At 62.2% G+C, this 21,630-nt stretch carries 17 protein-coding genes; 8 read left to right on the top strand and 9 right to left on the bottom strand.

What is annotated here, in order from left to right:
- The first annotated feature begins 54 nt into the window (after window positions 1-54).
- Window positions 55-831, top strand: coding sequence for an AraC family transcriptional regulator (locus tag JMY28_RS29365; protein ID WP_236597100.1), 777 nt, complete (start codon window positions 55-57; stop codon window positions 829-831).
- A gap of 60 nt (window positions 832-891) precedes the next feature.
- On the opposite strand, the gene JMY28_RS29360 is transcribed toward JMY28_RS29365, so the two are convergent.
- Window positions 892-1,611, bottom strand: a complete 720-nt coding sequence (locus tag JMY28_RS29360) for a TetR/AcrR family transcriptional regulator (RefSeq protein WP_201699481.1) — start codon at window positions 1,609-1,611, stop codon at window positions 892-894.
- A gap of 347 nt (window positions 1,612-1,958) precedes the next feature.
- Between JMY28_RS29360 and JMY28_RS29355 the strand changes: the two genes are divergently transcribed.
- The 6 genes from JMY28_RS29355 to JMY28_RS29330 all read left to right on the top strand — a co-directional run bounded on the left by JMY28_RS29355 (window position 1,959) and on the right by JMY28_RS29330 (window position 9,927).
- Entirely contained in the window at window positions 1,959-3,224 is a 1,266-nt protein-coding gene (locus JMY28_RS29355) for a Zn-dependent hydrolase (protein WP_201699421.1), read from the top strand.
- Window positions 3,225-3,346: 122 nt separating this feature from the next.
- The gene (locus JMY28_RS29350) at window positions 3,347-4,741 is read left to right on the top strand and encodes an NAD(P)-dependent oxidoreductase (protein ID WP_201699420.1); all 1,395 of its coding nucleotides are present in this window, start codon (window positions 3,347-3,349) and stop codon (window positions 4,739-4,741) included.
- A 90-nt stretch (window positions 4,742-4,831) separates the two neighbouring features.
- Window positions 4,832-6,109, top strand: a complete 1,278-nt coding sequence (gene preA / locus JMY28_RS29345) for an NAD-dependent dihydropyrimidine dehydrogenase subunit PreA (protein WP_201699419.1) — start codon at window positions 4,832-4,834, stop codon at window positions 6,107-6,109.
- A gap of 64 nt (window positions 6,110-6,173) precedes the next feature.
- The gene (locus tag JMY28_RS29340; protein WP_201699418.1) at window positions 6,174-7,676 is read left to right on the top strand and encodes an NCS1 family nucleobase:cation symporter-1; all 1,503 of its coding nucleotides are present in this window, start codon (window positions 6,174-6,176) and stop codon (window positions 7,674-7,676) included.
- 44 nt (window positions 7,677-7,720) lie between these two features.
- A complete protein-coding gene (hydA, locus tag JMY28_RS29335; RefSeq protein ID WP_201699417.1) occupies window positions 7,721-9,199 on the top strand; it encodes a dihydropyrimidinase in 1,479 nt (492 codons plus the stop codon).
- Window positions 9,200-9,387: 188 nt separating this feature from the next.
- Window positions 9,388-9,927, top strand: a complete 540-nt coding sequence (locus JMY28_RS29330; protein ID WP_201699416.1) for a histidine phosphatase family protein — start codon at window positions 9,388-9,390, stop codon at window positions 9,925-9,927.
- 15 nt (window positions 9,928-9,942) lie between these two features.
- Here JMY28_RS29330 and JMY28_RS29325 read toward each other — a convergent pair whose 3' ends face one another.
- From JMY28_RS29325 to JMY28_RS29290, 8 genes are all read right to left on the bottom strand, one after another.
- Window positions 9,943-10,800: a lipase family protein gene (locus JMY28_RS29325; RefSeq protein ID WP_201699415.1), complete on the bottom strand. Its 858-nt coding sequence runs from the start codon at window positions 10,798-10,800 to the stop codon at window positions 9,943-9,945.
- 66 nt (window positions 10,801-10,866) lie between these two features.
- The gene (locus tag JMY28_RS29320; protein WP_201699414.1) at window positions 10,867-12,171 is read right to left on the bottom strand and encodes a metallophosphoesterase family protein; all 1,305 of its coding nucleotides are present in this window, start codon (window positions 12,169-12,171) and stop codon (window positions 10,867-10,869) included.
- A 265-nt stretch (window positions 12,172-12,436) separates the two neighbouring features.
- Window positions 12,437-15,151, bottom strand: a complete 2,715-nt coding sequence (locus JMY28_RS29315) for a hypothetical protein (protein ID WP_236597099.1) — start codon at window positions 15,149-15,151, stop codon at window positions 12,437-12,439.
- A gap of 346 nt (window positions 15,152-15,497) precedes the next feature.
- The gene (locus tag JMY28_RS29310; RefSeq protein WP_201699412.1) at window positions 15,498-17,045 is read right to left on the bottom strand and encodes a hypothetical protein; all 1,548 of its coding nucleotides are present in this window, start codon (window positions 17,043-17,045) and stop codon (window positions 15,498-15,500) included.
- 562 nt (window positions 17,046-17,607) lie between these two features.
- Window positions 17,608-18,387 carry a phosphoribosyltransferase gene (locus tag JMY28_RS29305; RefSeq protein ID WP_201699411.1) on the bottom strand — a complete coding sequence of 260 codons (780 nt, stop codon included), beginning with the start codon at window positions 18,385-18,387 and terminating at the stop codon, window positions 17,608-17,610.
- Between the two features lie 19 nt (window positions 18,388-18,406).
- Window positions 18,407-19,177, bottom strand: coding sequence for a glutathione S-transferase family protein (locus tag JMY28_RS29300; protein WP_201699410.1), 771 nt, complete (start codon window positions 19,175-19,177; stop codon window positions 18,407-18,409).
- Between the two features lie 176 nt (window positions 19,178-19,353).
- Entirely contained in the window at window positions 19,354-20,472 is a 1,119-nt protein-coding gene (locus JMY28_RS29295; RefSeq protein WP_201699409.1) for a patatin-like phospholipase family protein, read from the bottom strand.
- A gap of 75 nt (window positions 20,473-20,547) precedes the next feature.
- Window positions 20,548-21,096: a TetR/AcrR family transcriptional regulator gene (locus JMY28_RS29290; RefSeq protein WP_201699408.1), complete on the bottom strand. Its 549-nt coding sequence runs from the start codon at window positions 21,094-21,096 to the stop codon at window positions 20,548-20,550.
- 75 nt (window positions 21,097-21,171) lie between these two features.
- Here JMY28_RS29290 and JMY28_RS29285 point away from each other — a divergent pair, with 75 nt between their 5' ends.
- Window positions 21,172-21,624 carry a monooxygenase family protein gene (locus JMY28_RS29285; RefSeq protein WP_201699407.1) on the top strand — a complete coding sequence of 151 codons (453 nt, stop codon included), beginning with the start codon at window positions 21,172-21,174 and terminating at the stop codon, window positions 21,622-21,624.
- Window positions 21,625-21,630: the final 6 nt, after the last annotated feature.

The following is a 21,630-nucleotide window of genomic DNA, read 5'->3' as shown; positions in this document are numbered from 1 at the left end:
CTCACGCTAGAATGGCGACTCCTGTCGCAAAACTGCCACTCGACCTCCACGCCGATGACTGTCCTCCCGCCGCCGGACGTGCACGTTCCCTTCGAAGACACGCCAATGCCGGTCGCGGCGCTCGCCGCCGACTATCCGCATGGTGCGTTCGTCGCCACGCACAGCCATAGGCGCGCGCAGCTGCTCTACGCGGTCGAGGGTGTCATGCTGATCGAAGCGCAGGTGGGCCGCTGGGTCGTGCCGCCAACGCGCGCGGTATGGCTCGATGCCGGACTCGAGCACACGGTACGCATGAGCGGCAACGTGCGCATGCGCACCGTGTTCGTGGAACCAGGCGCCGCGACGAATTTGCCGCATGGCAGTTGCGTGGTCGAGGTACCGCCGTTACTGCGCGAATTGATTCTCGGCGCGGTGGAAGTGCCGCTCGATTACGCGCCGGGCGGCCGTCACGATCTGCTCATGCGCTTGTTGCTCGCTGAACTTGCGGTCATACCGCGACTGCCGCTGTATTTGCCCTGGCCTGCCGACGCGCGATTGCGCAAGCTGTGCGACGCGATCATCGACGCGCCGGATGCGCCCCACGAAGTCGCGCATTGGGCGCACGAGCTTGGCATGGCGGAGCGCACACTGCACCGCGCGTTCCAGCGCGAGACCGGCATGACGCTCGGGCGCTGGCGTCGGCATGCGCGGCTCCTTCTGGCGCTCGAACGTCTTGCGCGCGGCGAGAAGATCGTGACCGTCGCACTCGACCACGGCTATACGAGCCAGAGCGCGTTTGCCGCGATGTTCAAGCGGCATTTTGGTGTTGCGCCTTCCGGGTTTTACCGCTGAGATCAGCGGCTGCTCATTCTTTCCAGTCAGGCGGCGAGCGGCACACCATTGCCGCTTTTCTTATTCTCCAGGCGAGCGCGCGCCACTTGCGCGCAAGATCAATCGCACCACTTCCTCGGTGCTCGCCTCGAACCCCGCGGTTGAAAGCGCGCGCTTGCCCGAGAGCGCGCGAATTTGCGCCTCGAAATCGGCATAGTGCTGCGTGGTCGCCCAGATCATGAATAGCAGCGTCTTCGGATCGACCGGTGCAAGCAGTCCTTCAGCAATCCAGCGGTCGATCAGCTTCACGCGCGTCTCCATCCATGGCTTCACGCGCTTGAGCAGGATGTCCTGCATATGCGTAGCACCACTGATGATTTCGTTCGCCCACACTTTTGACCCGAGCGGCCTGCGCCGCGAGAGTTCCATCTTCGCGCGCACGTAACCGCCAATGGCTTCGACTGGATCGTCGCTCGCGTCGAAGGTGTTGGCGGCTGCGTTCCACTCCTCGAACAGATCGTCGAGCACGCGCCAGTAGAGCGCGAGCTTGGTCGGGAAGTAGTAGTGCAGATTCGCCTTCGGGAGGCCCGCGCGCTCTGCGATCAGCGCCGTGCTCGCGCCTTCGAAGCCGCGCTCGGCGAACACGGCCTCCGCGCAGGCAAGCAGATGCGCTTCGTTCGACTCGCGAATGGCAGCCTTGCGCCGGCGCGGCTTGTGCGTTGCGTCAGCGGCTTCCCGTTCGTGCGCCGTGCCGCGCATCGCGTGGGTCGCGGCTCGCGTGGTGGGTTCGTCGTCGCGCATGATGATCGATCCGTTCAGAAGGGAAGAGGCGGCGCGCAGCTTGCGCGCCCATGACGGCTTCATTGTAGTCACGATGTAAGCGCCTCGTGCATGCGCCGCCCTCGGGGAAAACGCGTGGGCCGGCGAGGGCGTTTTCGCGCACTGCAGCATCGATGGCACGCTTCTCGCTGGTAACACCGCATTGAATTCGCGAAATTTATCGTCTACAACCTGTCCAATCGGACAGGATTCGCGGAGCGAGGTTTCGGGAATCGCGAAGAGCCATCGAGGCGTGCACCGTCATGGCTCTTGCCGCCCCAGAAGGTGGCACGAATGCACGTTTGACGAACACAGACAGGAGGACACGCATGAACGCAGTAAGCGAAGCCGCGCTGACGACCGCGATCCACGTGAACGGCCAGCGTTTGTGGGACAGCCTGATGGAAATGGCGAAAATCGGCGCCACGCCCAAGGGCGGCGTGTGCCGTCTCGCGCTGACCGACCTCGATAAACAGGGGCGCGACCTCATCGTGCAATGGGCGAAGGAGGCGGGCTGTACGGTGAGCACCGACCAGATGGGCAACGTGTTCATGCGCCGCGCGGGGCGCAACAACGACCTGTCGCCTGTGATGACCGGTTCGCACGCGGACTCGCAGCCCACGGGCGGGCGCTTCGACGGCATCTATGGTGTGCTGGGCGGGCTCGAAGTGATCCGCTCGCTCAACGATCACGGCATTCAAACCGAGCGCCCCGTTGAAACCGTGATCTGGACTAACGAAGAAGGCTCGCGTTTCGCGCCAGCCATGGTCGCCTCCGGCGTGTTCGCGGGCGTCTTCACGCTCGACTACGGACTCTCCCGCAAGGATGTCGATGGCAAGACCATCGGCGAGGAATTGCAGCGCATCGGCTACGCGGGCGAACTGCCGTGCGGCGGGCGCAAGATTCACGCGGCGTTCGAGCTACATATCGAGCAGGGCCCGATACTTGAAGCCGAAAACAGGACCATTGGCGTCGTGACGGATGCACAGGGCCAGCGCTGGTACGAAGTCGTGCTCACGGGCCAGGAAGCGCACGCGGGCCCCACGCCCATGCCGCGCCGCCGCGACGCGCTGCTGGGCGCCTCGCGCGTCGTGCAGCTCGTGAACGAAATTGGCCTGCGCCACGCGCCGCTAGCCTGCGCGACGGTCGGCATGATGCAGGTGCATCCGAACTCGCGCAACGTGATTCCGGGCCGCGTGTTCTTCACGATCGATTTTCGCCATCCGCAGGACGACGTGCTCGCGCAGATGGATGCCGAACTGCGCGAAGGCATTGTGAGGATTGCGGAGAAAGGCAAGCTGGAAACGCAGGTCGAACAGATTTTCTATTACGCGCCGGTGCCGTTCGATAAGGCCTGCGTGAATTCCGTGCGCGCGGCGGCGGAGCGCTTCGGCTATTCGAACCGCGAGATCGTTTCGGGCGCGGGCCACGACGCGTGCTATCTCGCGACGGTCGCGCCGACTTCGATGGTGTTCGTGCCATGCATCGACGGCATCAGTCACAACGAGGTCGAGGACGCGACGATCGAATGGATCGAGGCGGGCGCGAACGTGCTGCTGCACGCCATGCTCGAACGCGCGAGCGAGCCCGGCTGACGCCTTGACGCTAACGCAAGCGGCCTGAGAGCCGTGTTGTCTTTCCCGTTGTCCCCACGTACCGGCTGTGCGCGTCCCGCACAGCCGGCGGATCCGTGTTTTGCCTCGCAAGGAGCATCCGGATGTCCCAGCCCAACTCGAATGTCGCCGACGGCATCGCGCCTGGCCGCCTCACCGCCGAGCAGCTAGGCTGCAACTTTGCCGACGTCGCGCCGCCGCTTTCCGCCAACGCAGCCGTCATTGCCGCCGACCGTTGCCACTACTGTTACGACGCGCCGTGCGTGGCGGCGTGCCCGACCGGCATCGATATTCCAGGGTTTATTCGCAAGATCGGCAATGGCAATCTCAAGGGCGCGGCGCGCGATATTCTGGGCGCAAACCCACTGGGCGGCACGTGCGCCCGTGTGTGCCCAACCGAGATTCTCTGCGAAGGCGCGTGCGTGAGAAATCATCAGGATGGCGAACCTGTTCAAATCGGCGCACTGCAGCGCCATGCCACCGACTTCCAGATGGCGCGCGAGGCCGCCGGCGCGCCGGCGCTCTTCAAGCGCGCCAGCGAAACGGGACGCCGCGTTGCCGTGGTCGGGGCCGGGCCGGCCGGGCTCGCCTGCGCGCATACGCTTGCGCTTGCCGGGCATCGCGTGAGTGTGTTCGACGCACGTGAAAAGCCAGGTGGACTCAACGAATACGGCATCGCGGCGTACAAGGTCGTCGACGACTTTGCGCAACACGAAGTGCAATGGCTGCTTTCCGTCGGTGGCATCGAAGTACGTCAGGGCCAGCGCCTGGGCCGTGAGGTCACGCTCACGGAGTTGCGAGCCGCGTATGACGCCGTGTTCATTGGCGTGGGCCTCGGTGGCACGCAATCGCTTTCCATTGAAGGCGAAGCGCTCGATGGCGTGTTCGATGCCGTGGAATTTATCGCACGCCTGCGCGAAGCCGACGATCTCACGACGCTGGCCGTGGGCCGCAAGGTGGTGGTGATCGGCGGAGGCAATACGGCCATCGACGCCGCCGTGCAAAGCCGCAAGCTGGGCGCAGAGCAGGTGACGCTTGCGTATCGCCGCGGCGCTGCGCAGATGAGCGCCACCTGGGCCGAACAGGAATTCGCTCGCGCGCAGGGCGTGGCGCTGGTCGAATGGATGAAGCCGCTGCGCATTACCGGCGACACCCGCGTGCAGACCGTGGAGTTCGAGCGCACCGCGCTCGATGCGGGCGGTGTGTTGTGCGGCACCGGCGAAATCGTGCGTGTAGAAGCCGACATGGTGTTGAAAGCCATTGGCCAAAAGCTCTTGCCTGAAGGCCTGGTTGGCCTCGATGCCCTGCAACTGACCGCAGGCGGTGCGCGCATCGCCGTCGATGCGGAGGGTGCGACGTCCATCGAAGGCGTATTCGCTGGCGGCGACTGTGCAGGGCACGGCGCAACCGACCTCACCGTGCAGGCCGTGCAGGACGGCAAGCTCGCCGCGCGCGCGATCGACCGCTACCTGGCGAGTCAATCCGCCAAAGCCGCTTGAACTGCGTGGCTTGAACTTCGCGGCTCGAACTGCGCAGCTTGCGCTACGCGATCAACACACCGAAACCAGACAATACGAAGGAGTCGCATCATGGCCGACCTGCGCTGCACGATTGCCGGCATTGAATCGCCCAACCCGTTCTGGCTCGCGTCCGCGCCGCCCACCGACAAGGCATACAACGTCAACCGCGCCTTCGAGGCGGGCTGGGGCGGGGTCGTCTGGAAAACGCTCGGGCTCGACCCGCACGTGGTGAACGTGAGTTCGCGCTACGGCGCCACCACGTGGCGCGGTCAGCGCATGGCGGGGCTGAACAACATCGAGCTCATTACCGACCGGCCGCTCGACGTGAACCTCAAGGAAATCGCGCAGGTGAAGCGCGACTGGCCCGACCGGGCGCTCATTGTCTCGCTGATGGTGCCGTGCACCGAACAAGACTGGAAGTGGATACTGCCACTGGTGGAAGACACCGGTGCCGACGCGGTGGAGCTCAACTTCGGTTGCCCGCATGGCATGAGCGAGCGCGGTATGGGCGCGGCCGTGGGACAGGTGCCCGAATACATCGAAATGGTCACGCGCTGGGTCAAGGAGGGCACGCGCCTGCCTTGCCTCGTGAAACTCACGCCCAACGTCACCGACATACGCCATGGCGCGCGTGCAGCGATGAAGGGCGGCGCGGACGGCGTTTCGCTGATCAATACGATCAACTCGATCGTGGGCGTCGATCTCGATGTGATGGCGCCGCTGCCCACCGTGGATGGAAAGGGCACGCACGGCGGCTACTGCGGCCCCGCCGCGAAGCCCATTGCGCTGCACATGGTCGCGGAAATCGCGCGGGACCCGCAAACACACGGCCTGCCCATCTCCGGCATCGGCGGTATTTCCGACTGGCGCGATGCAGCCGAGTTCATTGTGCTGGGCGCGGGAAGCGTGCAGGTTTGCACTGCGGCGATGCATTACGGATTCCGAATCGTCAGCGATATGATCGATGGCCTCTCCAACTGGATGGACGACAAGGGCTACGAGAACCTGGACGCCATTCGCGGACGCGCCGTGCCCAACGTCACCGACTGGCAGTACCTGAACCTCAACTACGACATCAAGGCGCGCATCGACCAGGACCGCTGCATTCAGTGTGGCCTGTGCCATATCGCCTGCGAGGACACCTCGCATCAGGCCATCACCGCCACGCGCGACGGCAAACGCCACTTCGAGGTGGTCGACGCAAATTGCGTCGGGTGCAATTTATGCATGCATGTCTGCCCGGTCGACCAATGCATCACGATGGAGCGCGTCGACTCGGGCCGTTACGCGAACTGGACCACGCATCCGAATAACCCCGCACGTGTAGCCGATCCGAAAGCCGCCTGACGCATTGAAACAGCACTGAGCCGAACCGAACGAGACCAACGACAAGCCACGGAGAACCGCAAACATGAGTCAGCCATTGACCGGCGACGCCAGCGCGCGCCGCGCCGAAAGCGAGCTATACAACGACGATCTCGCGCCAACCGTCGCCGCGCAGCGCACGTGGCGCTGGTATCACTTCGCGGCACTCTGGGTGGGCATGGTGATGAACATCGCCTCGTACATGCTCGCAGCCGGGCTTACCGAGCAGGGTATGTCGCCGTGGCAGTCGGTGCTTACGGTGCTGCTCGGCAATCTCATCGTGCTCGTGCCGATGCTGCTGATCGGACACGCAGGCACGAAATACGGCATTCCCTATGCGGTACTGGTGCGTTCCTCGTTCGGCACCCAGGGCGCGAAGCTGCCCGCTATGCTGCGCGCCATCGTGGCGTGCGGTTGGTACGGCATCCAGTCGTGGCTGGGCGGTAGCGCCATTTATACGCTCGCCAATATCCTCACGCATAACGCGCTGGTGGGCGACGCGCTGCCGTTTCTCGGCATCTCGATCGGGCAGGGCGCGTGCTTCCTCGTGTTCTGGGTGCTGCAACTCTATTTCATCCTGCACGGCACCGATTCGATCCGCTGGCTCGAAAGCTGGTCCGCACCTATCAAGGTCGTGATGTGCGTGGTGCTCGTGTGGTGGGCCTGTTCGAAGGCAGGCGGCGTGGGTTCGATGCTCTCGCAACCTTCTCAGTTCGCCGCGGGCGGCAAGAAGGCGGGGCTCTTCTGGGCGACGTTCTGGCCAAGCCTCACGGCGATGGTCGGTTTCTGGGCCACGCTCGCGCTCAACATACCTGACTTCACGCGCTTCGCGAAAACGCAAAAGGACCAGTTCGTGGGGCAGGCCATCGGCTTGCCTATTCCGATGGCGCTGCTTTCGGTGGTTTCCGTGGTCGTGACGTCGGCAACGGTGGTGATCTACGGCAAGGCGATCTGGGATCCTATCGATCTCACGAGCCGCATGGAAGGCGTTGGTGTGGGCATCGCGCTCGTCATCCTCACGCTCGATACGATGTGCTGCAATCTCGCCGCCAATCTCGTTGGCCCGGCTTACGATTTTTCCAGTCTCTGGCCCAAGGTTATTTCGTACAAGGCGGGCGGTCTGATCACCGCGGGCATCGCCATCGTGATGATGCCGTGGAAGATTCTCGCCACCACGCAGGGCTACATCTTCACCTGGCTTGTCGGCTATTCGGCGCTGCTCGGGCCCGTGGCGGGCATTCTCATCGTCGATTACTTCCTCGTTCGCGGCACGCGCCTGAATACTGCCGAGCTATTCGAGGAGAACGGCGAATACGCTTACTCGAACGGCTGGAACCTGGCGGCCGTGATCGCTCTCGTCCTGGGCGTGCTGCCCAACCTGCCGGGCTTTCTCAACACCGCATTCCCGAACGCGTTTCCCTCCGTGCCCGACGCGTTCAAAAGCATCTACACCTATGCGTGGTTCGTGGGGCTCGCCATCGCGGCGATCGCCTACGGCGTGATGATGAAGCTCGGCAAGAGCCGGCGCACGAGCGTTGCGAGCGCGTGAGGCATTGCAGCGTGAAATCGTTCAACTGAAGGAGATTTGGCATCATGGCGATCCTGATTCGAGGCGGCACCGTCGTCAATGCGGACAAGAGCTGGCGCGCGGACGTGCTCTGCGAAAACGGCGTGATCCAGGCCGTGGGGGAAAACCTCGATGCGCCGGCGGGCGCGACCGTGGTCGACGCGGGCGGCCAGTACGTGATGCCGGGCGGCATCGACCCGCATACGCACATGGAGCTGCCGTTCATGGGCACGACGGCTAGCGACGACTTCTATACGGGCACGGCGGCGGGCCTGGCGGGCGGCACGACGTCGATCATCGACTTCGTGATTCCGAACCCAAAGCAGCCGCTCATGGACGCGTTTCATGAATGGCGCGGCTGGGCAGAAAAGGCCGCCGCCGACTATGGTTTTCACGTGGCGGTGACGTGGTGGGACGACAGTGTGCATCGCGACATGGGGCTGCTCGTCAACGAACACGGCGTGTCGAGCTTCAAGCACTTCATGGCGTACAAGAACGCCATCATGGCCGACGACGAGATTCTCGTGAACAGCTTTGCGCGTTCGCTTGAACTGGGTGCGTTGCCCACCGTGCATGCCGAAAACGGCGAGCTCGTCTTCCAGTTGCAACGGCAGTTGCTTGCACGCGGCTTCACGGGGCCGGAGGCGCATCCGCTTTCAAGGCCGCCCGAAGTCGAAGGCGAGGCGGCGAATCGCGCCATTCGCATTGCGCAGGTGCTGGGCGTACCCGTGTACATCGTGCATGTATCGGCGAAGGACGCGCTCGAAGCCATCGCTCGTGCACGCAGCGAGGGGCAACGCGTGTTCGGCGAAGTGCTCGCCGGGCATCTGGTGATCGACGAGTCCGTCTATCGCGACCCGGACTGGACGCGCGCCGCTGCCCATGTCATGAGCCCGCCGTTCCGTACGAAAGAACATCGCGACGCGCTCTGGCGTGGGCTGCAAGGCGGCCTGCTGCATACGACAGCAACCGACCACTGTGTGTTCTGCGCTTCGCAGAAGGCGATGGGCCGCAATGACTTCACAAGGATTCCGAACGGATGCGGCGGCGTGGAAGATCGCATGGCGGTGCTGTGGGATCAGGGCGTGAACACGGGCCGCCTTACTCCGAACGAATTCGTGCGGGTGACGTCCACTAACGCCGCGCAGATCTTCAACCTGTACCCGCGCAAGGGCACGGTGGCTGTCGGTGCCGACGCCGATCTCGTCGTGTGGGATCCGCAGGCCACGCGCACGATCTCGATGAAGACGCATCACCAGAACGTCGACTTCAACGTCTTCGAAGGCATGACAGTGCGCGGCGTGCCCACGCACACGGTCTCGCAAGGCGAGCTTGTGTGGGCGAACGGCGATCTGCGCGCGCGGCGCGGCGCCGGGCGTTACCTGAAGCGGCCAGCGAATCCCGGCTATCTGCAGGCATCGCGGCTCGCGAAGAGCCTGAAGGAAACGCAACCCGTGCATCGTGAGGGAGATGCGCCTAACCAGGCGCAAGAGCAAAGTCGTTAGCCTGGAGAAGGGCCGGTGCAGGACATGGCGTGGCCGATGTACCGGTTCTTCAGATCGCGCTTCCGCTATATTTGCGAACCTTCTTGAACCCATTTGCGTGGGCTATGCTTTCGTGACCGCACGGCAATCGGCGCGGCTGGCGCGAATGCGCTCGATCGACAGGAAGAACATAAAGCGGGAGACCGAAAATGAGCACAGCCAGTGGGGCCGGCTATCCCAAGACCATTTTCATCATCAGGCATGGAGAAAAGCCCGGTGATCCGGCAACGGACAGTCCGCAGGATGGCATCAATCTTTCGACGCGCGGCTATGAACGTGCCGCGGCGCTCGCACCTTATTTCATCGCGACATTCGGCAAACCCGACGCGCTGTTTGCCACGCAGGCGTCGAACCACAGCAATCGCCCTGTCGAAACCATTACGCCGCTAGCACAAGCATTACAACTGACCATCAAGTCGGACATCGCGGACGGCGACTACGGCACGCTGGCCAACAAAATCCTTTCGGACAACCACTACGCCGGAAAGATTCTGCTGATTTGCTGGCATCACGGCAATATCCCGGCGCTCACGCAAAGCCTCGGCGGCCAGCCGCCCGAGACCCCCTGGCCCGGCTCGGTGTTCGATCGCGTGTGGCAGATCGACTATCCGGCCGGTTCCGGAAAACCGTCAGGACTGCCAGTCAAAAATATCCCCCAGCAACTGTTGTACGGCGATCAGGCCGAATGAAGGCGGCGCGTCGTTTCAAGGCACCAGACTTCTCACATAGTTGATCGGGGCGTGATCTGCGAGGTCGCGCACCACGACGTCACCGGTGCGCCACGCGTAGTTGAGCAGATAGTCCTCGCGGGCGGCGATTCGATCGGCTTGCACGAACGCGTCGTCAGCATGCGGTGCAAGCGCGCCTTCGCGCGTGATGTAGTTCGACTCGCCCGCGTGAACATAGCTGCTAATAGTGGGGGGCGGCAAATCTGTGATGAGATCGCAGCAGTCCACATAGCGCGTGATGCTGACTCCGTTCAGCGTCGCGACGAACGTTGCGTCGCCCACGCGCGGTGACCCGATCGTCACGAGAGCGTTTGGCGCGCATGTGCTCGCAAAGAGCGTCGCAATGGCCGCGCCGAGGCTATGGCCCGTCAATACGAGTTGGGTTCGGGTCGCCCCAGTCTCATTCAACCAGTTGTTCACCGCCTCGCGCAAGCCGCGGGCAGCGCCGGCAAATCCAGCGTGAACCTGGCCGGCGCTTTCCGTCCACGGCGTCAAGTTGAATTTCACATCGTCCGCGATATCGCTGAGCGATTGCGGGTCCGTTCCGCGGAACGCGAGGACGGCGAGGCCGTCGGCGTGCCTCACGGCGCCGAATCCGTGCGCGTCGGCGGCGGCATAGTCGAAGGTAACGGCACCCTGAAAACCCACCAGGGCGAGCGCTTGTTCGAGCCGTTGGCGTTCAGCGCCGCCATTCTCGTAGCGTACGTACGCAAGCCGGGCGAATTCGGCACACAGCCCATTGATGTCATAGTTGCCATCGTCAGTGAACACCGTTGGCCTGAGTCCCGGTGAGTCGAGCGCGTCGAGCGACGGGTCATAGGGGATCGTGGGCATGTGTTCCTCCATCTTCGCATTGAGTTGTGATCGTTGCCCCGCATTCGCGGGGCAACGGTTGCGCGATCACTGGGGGGGCGGTGGGTAGGCCTGCGTCCCGTCTTCGTCGATGAACACCTCGTTTAACGGCGAGTCGCCGGACAAAGTCAGGAATACGAAGCCGTTGTACACGCGGTTCTGATACAGGGGGTCGGGCGCTTTGCGGTTTTCATGCCAGATCGCTTCGGTGCTCGAGGCGAGCAAGGGAGGGGCGCCCGCGGGAATCGCGCCGTGCCCGCAGCATCTGGGGTGCACGTTGCCGCGGTCGGTATAGACCGCTCCCGCGTGCTGGTGCCCCCAGTACCACCACACTTCGCGATCCCCAAGCAGGGGGGCAATTTGCTGCGGCCAAAAGTCACATTGCATCGTCCCGTCTGTGGTCAGGCCGTTGTGGTGCGTCAGCAGGATGATGCGGCTGCCCGGCGCGCTGTCGAGTGTTGCCTGCAGAAATGCGCACTGCTGCGAGTCGAGCTTGCCGTTCTGATAGAGCTGCATCTGGTCGGCGTAGTAGGCGGTATCGAGACCGATAATGAGCCAGTTTTTATTCTGTAAGGCGAAGTAGCTGCACCCCTTTTGCGCGTCGAAACTGGCGTTACCCAATGTATCCGTGAAATAATTTTGGCCGCCGGAGTACATATCGTGATTCGCATTTAAAGCGAAGCTTCCGGCCGATCCCGGCGGCCAGACAGCGAGGAAATTGTTGTTCTCTTCAACAAATGTTCCGGCGTAATAGACGTCGCCTAAATGAATCGTATAGGTTGGGTTGAGGTTTCGAATCTGATCGGCGACCTTTCCGGCAGGTGCTCGCTGCCCGTCCGTCCTGTAACTCACGCCAGTGCCCCAATCGCCCACAATGGCGATCGAGACGTCGTCTGAAATGGTGATCGTTTGAGGCGCGTTGGAAAAAGGCGCCTTTTTCTGCGCCGGGATATGTTCGAGCCAGCACGCCGCGGCTTCCGCCCAGCCTACGTCCAGCGACTCGTATTTCTCATTGCCGACAAGGTCGCCTTCGTCTGTGACCGACGACACAACGAGCTGATGGTCATCCGGCGTCGTCAGCACGGTTGCGTTGTTCAAAAGACTCTTGACGTTGGCTAGAACATGATGCACCGGCGAGGCAGTGGTGTCGCCGTTTAGAAGATCAGTCGCCTGGCTGTTCGCCTCATTCAGGAGCTGACCAACCATATTCTTTTGCCCTTGCGGGACCGTACTGCTGGCCTGAATCGCTTTGACGGCGTTGAGCAAGCGCGTTTGCAGCTTTTTAGGATCCGGCGGTGGCGCAGGCGAAGGAACAGGTGCGGGATTCGCTGTGGTATTTGAGTTCGTACTCATGGGGGGCTCCTCGCTTTGCTTGCAAACCCGCTCAGCCGAAGGGACTCGAGGAGGCGTTGCGTTTGCAGTCGGCCGGGTGGACGGCCAGGAAATACACGGGGGCGCTGCTGGGGATTCGTCGCCTCATTGGGCCGTATTCAGCATAGGCCGGTGATACTCAGCGGAGTACGAGAGTTGAGTTCGCTTTGTGGTCTAGCAGACATTCGATAGTCCCCATTAGTGTTTTGAAAGCCAGGGACGGACAAACGATCCGATCACGTCGCAGCTACAGCAGGTTACGCATCTGCGAGTAGCCCAACTCACGATGCGATTCCCACTGAATGTCGTCGAAAAACTGATTCGCGGTGGTTTCGTTGGGAAACGACGGATTCTGCTTGCGATACTCTCGTACGTCGGGCGGTGCGGCGGACGTGACGCGAGGCTTGATGACCAGTAGCTGCCCATGGGTCCCGTTGGCGAAGGTGACGATGAACTGGAGCGCGAGGAACTTTCGTTGCTTCCTGAATTCTCCGATCGACAAGGCGATGCGGTTCGGCTTCAGGCGCAACCACGATGGGAGCGGGAGTCGCGTGCCCGCCTCGCGAATTTCGGCGCCGAAATCGACGCGTGCGCGGCGAATCAGGTTTGCGATATCGCCGAACGTGTATTTCGGGTCGCAGCCATTGTCGATCAGCACGATGAATTTCAGCTGACGCCGCAGCAATTCGTAGGCGCCGGTGTTTTCGAAATGCCCGCCGTCGGTGAGATACCAGCGGCGGCCGCGGGGTCCGTCGAATTCGCCCATGAGCTCGTCCATGAGGCAGAATTGCGTGCCGAAGAGCTTTTCGGAAATATATCGGTGAGGGAGGTTGGCGTCCGGTACCGGCACGCGCTTGCGCTCGAAGTTTCCCGCGCCCAGCTCGAACGGCTTGGAATAGGTGTCCCACCAATAGCCGAGACGGATATTCGCCACGCCAAGCAACAGCGAGTAGCCGACGTGCGTATTCTGGCCGAGCCCGGTACTCACAGCCGCGCCGGAAATCGCAACCCAGTCTCCCAGTGTCATCGATTCCAGCCAGATGTCACGCGTGCGTGCGTTCGCGCGGACGTAACAGGCCGGCGTGGAAATATCGTTTGCACTTTCCCATTCGCACTCGAGTACGCCGAGCCTCGCGCCGACGGTCATGCCCGCTGGCCCGATGCTGAAGGCGAGCCCGCGCGCGCCGCGCTGCACCAGCGATGAGTCCCAGTCGATCGTCTTGTTGATCGTCGCGTTGATGAGATGAACCGGCGCGTGGCTGCTGGAGTGGAAATATTCCCCCATCGTGATGCTGTCGCCGGCTACGAGGTTGGTCACGTCACGCATTGCGGGCGTGTCCAGCCGCGTGGCATTGGTCGCGCCCAGGAAGGCGCGGGTAAGGCGAGTGCTGTACAGCCGTTGATAGGTCGAGAGGTTCAGGAACTGGATGCACAGGCCATCTACGATCGCCAGCACGAGAAAGGCGAAGAACAGGATCGCCATGCACCAGGCATAGTCGTGGGCGATCCCGTACTGTCGCCATATGAACAACGAGATCGAGTGAGCCACGGCCGACCAGAACGCCAGCGTGACGAGCGCGGCGAAGACAGCGGCGATCGAAGCGAGAACCAGGCGCGGAATTTTACTTAGGCCACCTACGATGTTGTCGCCCTTCGAAAGCAGGAACCGCGCGAGACTCCATAGCACAGCGCCGACGCCGGCCAGCATGCCCAATGGACCTGAGCCCGGTGCACTCACGAAGTTCATGGAGAGATGGCGAGTGGCTTCGTATGTCAGTCCGCCGAGTGCGTCGACGAGTGCGAGAAGCAGCATCCAGAGCACCACCTGGATCGGCCCGGCTCCAACACGATGTCCACAGAGGCGAAGCGGTGTGGTGAACGCATTCGTGAGCGCGTTGCGTAAGCGGTCAACGAAGGCGCGGCTATCCGAGCGCCGCGAAGAGGAGGGGACCGACCCGCGGAACCACGATTTTCCGGCGCCGCTGCCGCGCTTGCCGACATACAGCCACGCAACGACGAGAAAGAGGGTGCCGAGCAGACCCGTGCTGATCACGAACAAGGCGGCGAGGAGCTTGGCGGACGGATGCTTCAGTTGACCGAGCAGCAGCGCGCCGACGGGCGTTAGCGGCCCTTCGCGCATGACGGCCACTGTGCCGGCGGCCAGCGAGGTGACCACGAAGAGTGAGATGAACGGCAACCACTTTCCGAGGAAGCCCGTTTTCTGTGCGAGGTTCTGGGTCAGCCAGTAGGCGCGACTGAGGGGAGAAAATACAAAGGCGGCGATAAAGGCGGCAATTGCCGCGGGCAACAACGAGCGGCCCCACCAGACCTCGGGTACGAGCGACTGCAGAGGCGCCCACCAGGGCTCGCGCCCGATCAGCGGAGAACACCAGACGTCTGGCACGGACGCGAGCAGCGGAGACCAGCATAGTTGAGGAAAGGCGACGTGCAATTGCTCGAGATCCGGCATGGCCATCGTCGGATGAGACGACCACGTCGAGGGGAAAGGCGAAAGCACATAGAACCACCAGGCGTCCATCGCGGGCGACGTCGGCCCGAGGAGCTGCTCGGCAAGGTAATGCACGCCGAAGTCGGCCAGCGCGAGCGCAAGGAGGATGGTCAGCAGCGACACGCCGATCACGTACTGCACGGCGAACCAGTTTCGCATCGAGAACACGAGGTATTGAAGGTAGTCCTTCAAACCGTTCGGCACGAGATAGTTGCAGTTGTCGCGCAAATAGGCGATGGGCGTGACCGCATCGGGAGCGGCAGGTAACGCGTTCGGGCATAGCCTGCCGGATGCGCTTTTTGCCTGGGCGATATAAGCCGACTGATCGAGCTGCAGATTCCCTGCGCGTAGTTGGTCTGGAACGAAAAGACTGCCGTAGAATGCGCCGATGTAGCTGCCCCCGGAAACCGTGGAGAGATAGTCGAAATGCTTGAGCGTGTCCTCGTCCGCCAAAGCTTGAAGGATACCTAATGAAAATACGGCGCTCCGAATGCCGCCACCCGAGATCGCCAGGCCGCAGGCGTCCGTAGGGGCGGGCAAAGCGGAGAGGCCGACCGCGTGCCGATGACGCTCGACCTGCTCGTGCTCCCGGCGGGAGAAGTCCGAAGGTAATTGCCAGGAAGGTGCGGGCGGGGGCGTGGCAACCCTGGCGCGCCTGCACGCTGGCCGCAACAGGATTCTTGCAACGAACGAAAAGAGACCCGGCATCATTCACTCCTGTTCTCTGGACGACGTGGCACAGGACGTGAGCCTGTACTGCTTCCAGACTGCCGCGGCGAGCGTAGCCGCCTCGAGTTGGCTATTGCACCATCAATGAGGCAGTCACCGTTCTGGCGGGACATGTCTTCGTTGCAGCTTCAATGCTGACGAGGTAGGCCAGTTTCTCCGTTATCTTGCGTGCCGTAACGCCAGCGAACGTCTCGAGCACCTGCGCCACGGTCTCGTTGTTCAGCGCGACTGCGTTGAGGCCGCGAATGATGGCCCCGGCCGCTGCGGTGGTGAGCGACTCGCTTGCCGATGCCATGCTGTCTATGTCTTGCGTAACCTGCTCGTCCTGGGTTGGCTTGCCGTTCGAAGTTGCGCTGGTGATGCAATCGGTCGCATCGAAGAGCTTTTCAGCGCAAGCGGTCGAATTGCTCACTGCCTTGGGCGATAGGCCATTCGCGTCGAACACCGCTTCCACGAACACGCGCACGAGCTGCGGCCCGAACTGCAAAGCGGAGGGATAGGTGTGATGCAGCGAAATCGATGAGGAATCCGTCTTGATCGCATAGTCGATTCCTGCGAACTGCACCGTCATGCCGGCGCGGGTTACGAATGCCGTGCTGCCTGCCACCATCACGGTCTTGCCAGCCGAGGTCACCTGCAGGAAATGGCCGCCCCTGAAGTACGCGTCGAAATAGGTCGAGAGGAAGCGGGACAGATTGAAGATGCGGACCTCGGCGTCCAGGGCGTCGGGATCCGGCAGGGGCGCAGGCGCAACGAGCATCGTGTGGAGCCGGGCGGCGCTGATGAGCGTCATGAAGTGAAAGGTGCGCAGGACTTCGAGGCTCTGAAAATCCGAGAATAACTTTTTGTGATCGCTCCGGTCGAACGTCGCGACCGAATGGTCGGCTGGCGAGGGCGCGCTCTGCACGGTCGCACTGACAAGCGTGTTGAGCGGGGCGGCCTTGTCGATGGCAAGCCCTAGCGCCCCGAGTCCAGCCGTGACCGCGGTGGCCGCCGGCTCGGGCAGGTCCGTGGGTGTGACCCCTGAAGCGACTTGCGCGGCGGTCGCCTTTGCGCTCGCAGCGAGCACGGGCAGTGTGAGATTCGCGTTCCCCGCCCAGTCAGGAAGCAGCGCAACCAGTGCAGCTTCGACATCGTCCTTCGTCGCTGCGGGCGCGCCTGCGCCGGTTGCCTCACCATTCGCGTGCTTTGCCGCCTGCTTTGTCGCTGGTGTATTCGCTTGCGCCGCCGCCTGCTTGGCGACGCGCAGGTCGAGCGCCTCGCGCAGAATGACGTCCAGGCTGGCTGCATAGGCGCTGCGGTCGAACGCGATCGGTCGGATGCCGTACTCGTGACGTACGCGGGCAAGCGACAAAGCCAGCATTTGCGCGCCTTTGGATCCGGAGGTCTGCACGGCGCCGCTCGCGGGAGCGGCCGCTGCGGCTGGGCATGATGCCGCCGCAGCGGCACCCGGTGCGCCCTCTGAGGTTGTCACGGCGACGAGGCTTGCCGATGGCCCAAACGGCCCGCCAGTCGTGCAGGCTGCGAGTCCGGTCAGGGCGAACGTCACGACGAGGGCGCGCACGTTGGCCTGACTGCCTCGCAGAACCGCGAGCACGGGATGCGAATCGATTGCCATGAGTACCTCCCGATGTCAGAGGACGCACGAAACCGGCCGGCGGGCACCGAAGCGGCGCCGGTACTGATCCAACGTGAAGCGTTAGCGGCAAAGGCCGAGGCCGAGGCCGAGGCCGAGGCAACACGACTCAGGGCTTCGATCTATGGTGGGGGTAGCCATCACACGAACACCTCAGTGCGAATGCGCCAGATTCGACTTCAGCAACCCGGTCAGGAAACATGTGGCCGGGATTATTGTTTGGAATACGAAATAAAGACTAGCGCCGGCGCCACGCGGACATATGTTCGGTAGCTCACATTTCCCGTGCCGTCATCGTTTGCATCATTCAGAGAAGATCGCAATCGTTCGCAGCGAGAAAATGAGCGCTTCGCTGGGGCGGATTGCAATCATCCATAAACCCCGAGGGGATACTGTGGCAATGACGCGCTAGAAGTTGGAGAGCGAGACGTTTGCTTGCCTTAGGCCACGGTCTTGGCTTGCTGAAGGTCTTTTCTATCGACGATAGGCTAGTGACAGGGAGGCCTGAGCATGGAATCGCGATCGGGTCCTGCTGTTCTAAATATCAATCAAGCGAACTTACTCTGTATCTTTTGGCGCCAATTGTTTTGTATACAATGGCAAACGGGAATTCGATCAATATGGCATCTATGACGGATTCGTTGTTGCAATAAATTTCTTCGGGTCCAATGATTCGGATGGTATCGACAATAGATTGATAGTCGCCATTGAATTCCAGTTGATGATCCACAATCCATTCATGTTTCAGTATCAATGGATTAACAGAATCGTCGATGGCCAATATTGTTTTATAACGTTGGTCATCTCTTAACGCCTCTTGCGCCTTCGCGAAATCATCGAGACACTGACGGCCTGTGACATACCTCTCCCAAGGCAATATTGCATGGACTGAAGAGCAATCTTTGCAGTAGTCTGCTTTCGTTCTGCTATTTTCGTGGTGCACCAACGTCAACACCCTGATCGAAGATTCGTCCTTGATCAAAGAGAGCAAATAACCGTAGCAGTTGGCGAGCGTGTATCCAACGCCGGCAACGTCGTCTACGAGCAAGATTCTCTTGCCTTCCTTGATGCAGGCGTCGAGAAGGGCAAACACATCCCCGTTTTTGATTTCAGCCCTTGCTTTCTCGCGATCGTAGTGCACGAAGTCCACGGGAATGCCAAGCATCTGGGAAAGCATCAAGGCCGGTATGCCGCCGCCGCGCAAGATGCCTAGCACCAAGCCTATGTTCTCCTGAACCAGTTGCTCTCTTTTAGACAGGCAAAAGGTCTCTATGTCGTCGTAGCCATAAAAGTAGACGGGAAGTCTGGATAATTCTGTGTTCACCTATCTTTGCTCCGTTCACCTACAGCGATATCGGCAACGCAAGATGTCGCGCGTACATCAGATCGCGATGTTCAAGCAAAATGGGATCCAACGCCGCATCGGTCTCTGGGTCCTGCGTTTCGAAAGCGGTCCTCACGCTCGCGTCCATCGGACACAAGTCATGCGGTAGCGGGCGGAAGAGCCCGACAACGCTGGCACTGTACACATCGACCGCTGTCACTGTATGGCCAATGTAATACGGCGAGCCTGCCTCCCGCTGCGCCTTAAGACGCGCGCTCAGCATCCCCAGCAGCGCCTTCACGCGCTCGGCCGCAGCGGCACCGGTCTCCCGGCTGTACCCATATTTCTTGCCCAGATATTTCGCGACCCGATCGGGGAATCCACCGCTATTCTGCAAACCCGCATGAATCAGCTGCAAGCGGCGAGACCATCCCAACCCGCTCTCACCACACAGTTCATGCGCAAGGCCGAAAGCCAGCGCACGCTCGGCGGGGTCATCCGGGAGCAACGAAGGTGACGGGACCAACCGCTCCGCGAGCAGAAGAATATCTGCCCAACCGCGGCGCGGTCGCTCCTGCCCGACCATGAGCACGGGCGCGCTCAGTTCCCCGGTCCACTGCTTTAGTGTCTCGCTGTCGTAGGCGAGTCGCACGGCAGCCCACTCGATACCCTTGATATGCAGGATGCCCTTGGCCGCTTCGCTCCAGGGGCTCGGCACGCCACCGACCACGACCATGCGTAAGCCATCTCGTTGGACTGCTGTTTCGACATCGATATATTCGAACGGCATTGATCTGCTCCCCCAGGGCTAAGTCCAGGTCGATTCCTGGGCTACTGTGCGCGAACGCATCACTCACTGTACGCTATGGAGCCGTCGTTCGAGCGACAGTGGCGGTGGTGACGCGAACGGCCGCTCATGGTCCGCACCCGGGCGGATACCCCGGTTTGAACGTCACGCCGAAAGCGTTATTGCGCGTGCGGCCCGCTGCCTTGCTTGAGCGTCGGATCGAGCAACGAATCCTTTACGTTAAGCGAAGACGCTTGCCCGAGATTTGCGTAGTCTTTTTTGAGCCACACGTCCGCCACTTCGCGTCCGCGCTCGAACAGCGTTTTGAGCAACGGCCAGGACGTACTGCTCTTGGAGACGAAGCCGAACTTCGCGAGAAAGTCGTCGTCGCGAATCAGGTGAAACCGGACGGTCTTGAAGCGGCTTTTGCTCGCTGCCTTCTCGTCAACCGAGTCGAGCACGCGGTTGACCGCTTCGATCGCGTTGATCTCCAGTACGACGGAAGCGTTGAAACCGATTTCGTTGAGCCGTTCCAGAATGCCGCGAGCGTTTTTCGGTGGCATGTCGTGGCGCACGAACGGATTCACGAGGATCAGGATCAGGTCCTGTGCGTGGGCGATCAGCGGCGCCAAGGGCGGATTGCCCAGATAGCCGCCATCCCAGTACGGCACGCCGTTGACCTCCACGGTGCGGAATTCGCTCGGCAGGCACGCGGAGGCGCGCAGCACCTCGACGGAAATTTCGGGTTGCGTGAAGATGGCGCGCTCGTTGGTTCGTACATTGGTTGCGCAAATGAAAAGCTGCGGGGCGCCGCTCTTCGTGTTGAGCGTAGCGAGATCCGTTTCTGAAACTGTGGAGCGGATCAACGGGCCGAGCGGATCGCGATAAAAGGGATTGTCATAAGGCGAGGCGACGAGTCCCACGACCTCCGTCAAAATGGCGCCGGGACTCCAGTCGATATTCCAGCCGCCGAACGGTCCAGGCTCGGAAAAGCCGAAGAGTGCGTTGCCGGCCAGCGTCCCGGCGCGCGACACCGCTTCCCAAAAGGCGCGAAGCATCTCGCGGGCTTTCGTTGCGCCGCCGTTGGCGAGGCCCGCTGCGCAGAGCGCCGCGTTGATTCCGCCCGCGCTCGCGCCGCTGATCGCCTCGATATTGAATGGCGTTCCCTGCGAAGTCGATTCGAGCAATCGATCGAGCACGCCCCACGTGAAGGCGCCGTGCGAGCCTCCGCCCTGCAGGGCGAGCGCGACTTTGGGGCCGGACTGTTGCACGCCGCTTGGGGATTCCTCAATCGCCATGGCTCCTCTCTCGTCGTCATCGCGTTGCTGGCAATCGTACGCGCGAGAGGCAATGCGCGTGCTGTGGATGGCGCGTCAGGCGCCGATGAGGCCGGGCGGCGCGACCTTCAGCGCATACGTCATCAGGGCCATCGCCCCTTGTTCAGCAGCGGGATGTGCCGGAATGCGCACGTCGAGCGCCAGCGTCGCCAGTCCGTGAACCAGCCCCCAGCAGGCGAGCGCGCCCGCCTCGACCCAATGCGGCGCCAGTTCCGCCACGCGTCGCGTCATCAGCCTGTAAGCCCCCCGGCAGTCCTCGTGCGGCAGCGCGAGTCCTGCGCCATCGGCGAACATCAGCCGGAACAGCGCAGGATGCGCGCGGGCGAAGCCAACGTAGGCCAGGCCCTGCGCGGTGAGCGCTTCGCACGCGTCGTCCGCCTGATCCGCGCGCGCGGCGTCCGCCTCCAGCATGGCAAAGCCCTTGAGCGCGACGGCGCCCATCAGCGCGGCCTTGTCCTCGAAATGGCGGTACGGCGCCATCGCCGAAACACCGGCTGCCCGCGCAACCGCCCGCAGGCTGACGTCGCTTTCGCCTTGTTCGAGCAAGGTCAGCGCGCAGTCGACCAGGCGGTCACGAAGGGACAATATCGAATCACTCATCGCTGTTTACGCTGTATTCATTCGAGCCTATGCTTACAGCGTAAGCAGCCGGGAGCCACCATGCAAGCCTCCGTCACCCGTAGGTCCGTCGACCTCAGCGCCTATCCGGATCTCGTGGTCATCATCCTCGGCTTTCGCGTGCGCAGGCTGCGGGGCATCGCCACCTTATTCGGCATCGGCAAAGGCTTGCGGCAAATCGAACTGAACCCGCCTGGCGGATTGCTCTCGAGCGAGCAGTTCCTGTTCGCCCTCAATCATGTGGGTATCCGCCAGTATTGGCGTGACCTCGAAAGTCTTGAGGCTTTTACGCGCAGCGCGCCGCATTCGCGCTGGTGGGGCGAGTTCCTGCGCGACAGCGGCGGCGCGGGCTTCTGGCATGAGAGTTACAGCCGGCAGGGGATGGAGGCGGTTTATATCGACATGCCTGGCCCCGTGGGCTTCGACCGGTTCGCGCCGGCGCGCGAACCGACTGGACCTTTCATGAGCGCGCGCAAGCGAATGGCGGCGGACTAGACCCCT

This window comes from Paraburkholderia hiiakae (assembly GCF_904848665.1).
GTDB lineage: Bacteria > Pseudomonadota > Gammaproteobacteria > Burkholderiales > Burkholderiaceae > Paraburkholderia > Paraburkholderia hiiakae.
This window is presented reverse-complemented; position numbering and strand designations above follow the sequence as displayed.

Excerpts from the sequence above, each read along its gene's own strand:
- JMY28_RS29365 (WP_236597100.1), top strand. The coding sequence starts at position 55 with ATGACTGTCCTCCCGCCGCCGGACGTGCACGTTCCCTTCGAAGACACG.
- JMY28_RS29360 (WP_201699481.1), bottom strand. The coding sequence starts at position 1,611 with ATGCGCGACGACGAACCCACCACGCGAGCCGCGACCCACGCGATGCGC.
- JMY28_RS29355 (WP_201699421.1), top strand. The coding sequence starts at position 1,959 with ATGAACGCAGTAAGCGAAGCCGCGCTGACGACCGCGATCCACGTGAAC.
- JMY28_RS29350 (WP_201699420.1), top strand. The coding sequence starts at position 3,347 with ATGTCCCAGCCCAACTCGAATGTCGCCGACGGCATCGCGCCTGGCCGC.
- preA (WP_201699419.1), top strand. The coding sequence starts at position 4,832 with ATGGCCGACCTGCGCTGCACGATTGCCGGCATTGAATCGCCCAACCCG.
- JMY28_RS29340 (WP_201699418.1), top strand. The coding sequence starts at position 6,174 with ATGAGTCAGCCATTGACCGGCGACGCCAGCGCGCGCCGCGCCGAAAGC.
- hydA (WP_201699417.1), top strand. The coding sequence starts at position 7,721 with ATGGCGATCCTGATTCGAGGCGGCACCGTCGTCAATGCGGACAAGAGC.
- JMY28_RS29330 (WP_201699416.1), top strand. The coding sequence starts at position 9,388 with ATGAGCACAGCCAGTGGGGCCGGCTATCCCAAGACCATTTTCATCATC.
- JMY28_RS29325 (WP_201699415.1), bottom strand. The coding sequence starts at position 10,800 with ATGCCCACGATCCCCTATGACCCGTCGCTCGACGCGCTCGACTCACCG.
- JMY28_RS29320 (WP_201699414.1), bottom strand. The coding sequence starts at position 12,171 with ATGAGTACGAACTCAAATACCACAGCGAATCCCGCACCTGTTCCTTCG.
- JMY28_RS29310 (WP_201699412.1), bottom strand. The coding sequence starts at position 17,045 with ATGGCAATCGATTCGCATCCCGTGCTCGCGGTTCTGCGAGGCAGTCAG.
- JMY28_RS29300 (WP_201699410.1), bottom strand. The coding sequence starts at position 19,177 with ATGCCGTTCGAATATATCGATGTCGAAACAGCAGTCCAACGAGATGGC.
- JMY28_RS29295 (WP_201699409.1), bottom strand. The coding sequence starts at position 20,472 with ATGGCGATTGAGGAATCCCCAAGCGGCGTGCAACAGTCCGGCCCCAAA.
- JMY28_RS29285 (WP_201699407.1), top strand. The coding sequence starts at position 21,172 with ATGCAAGCCTCCGTCACCCGTAGGTCCGTCGACCTCAGCGCCTATCCG.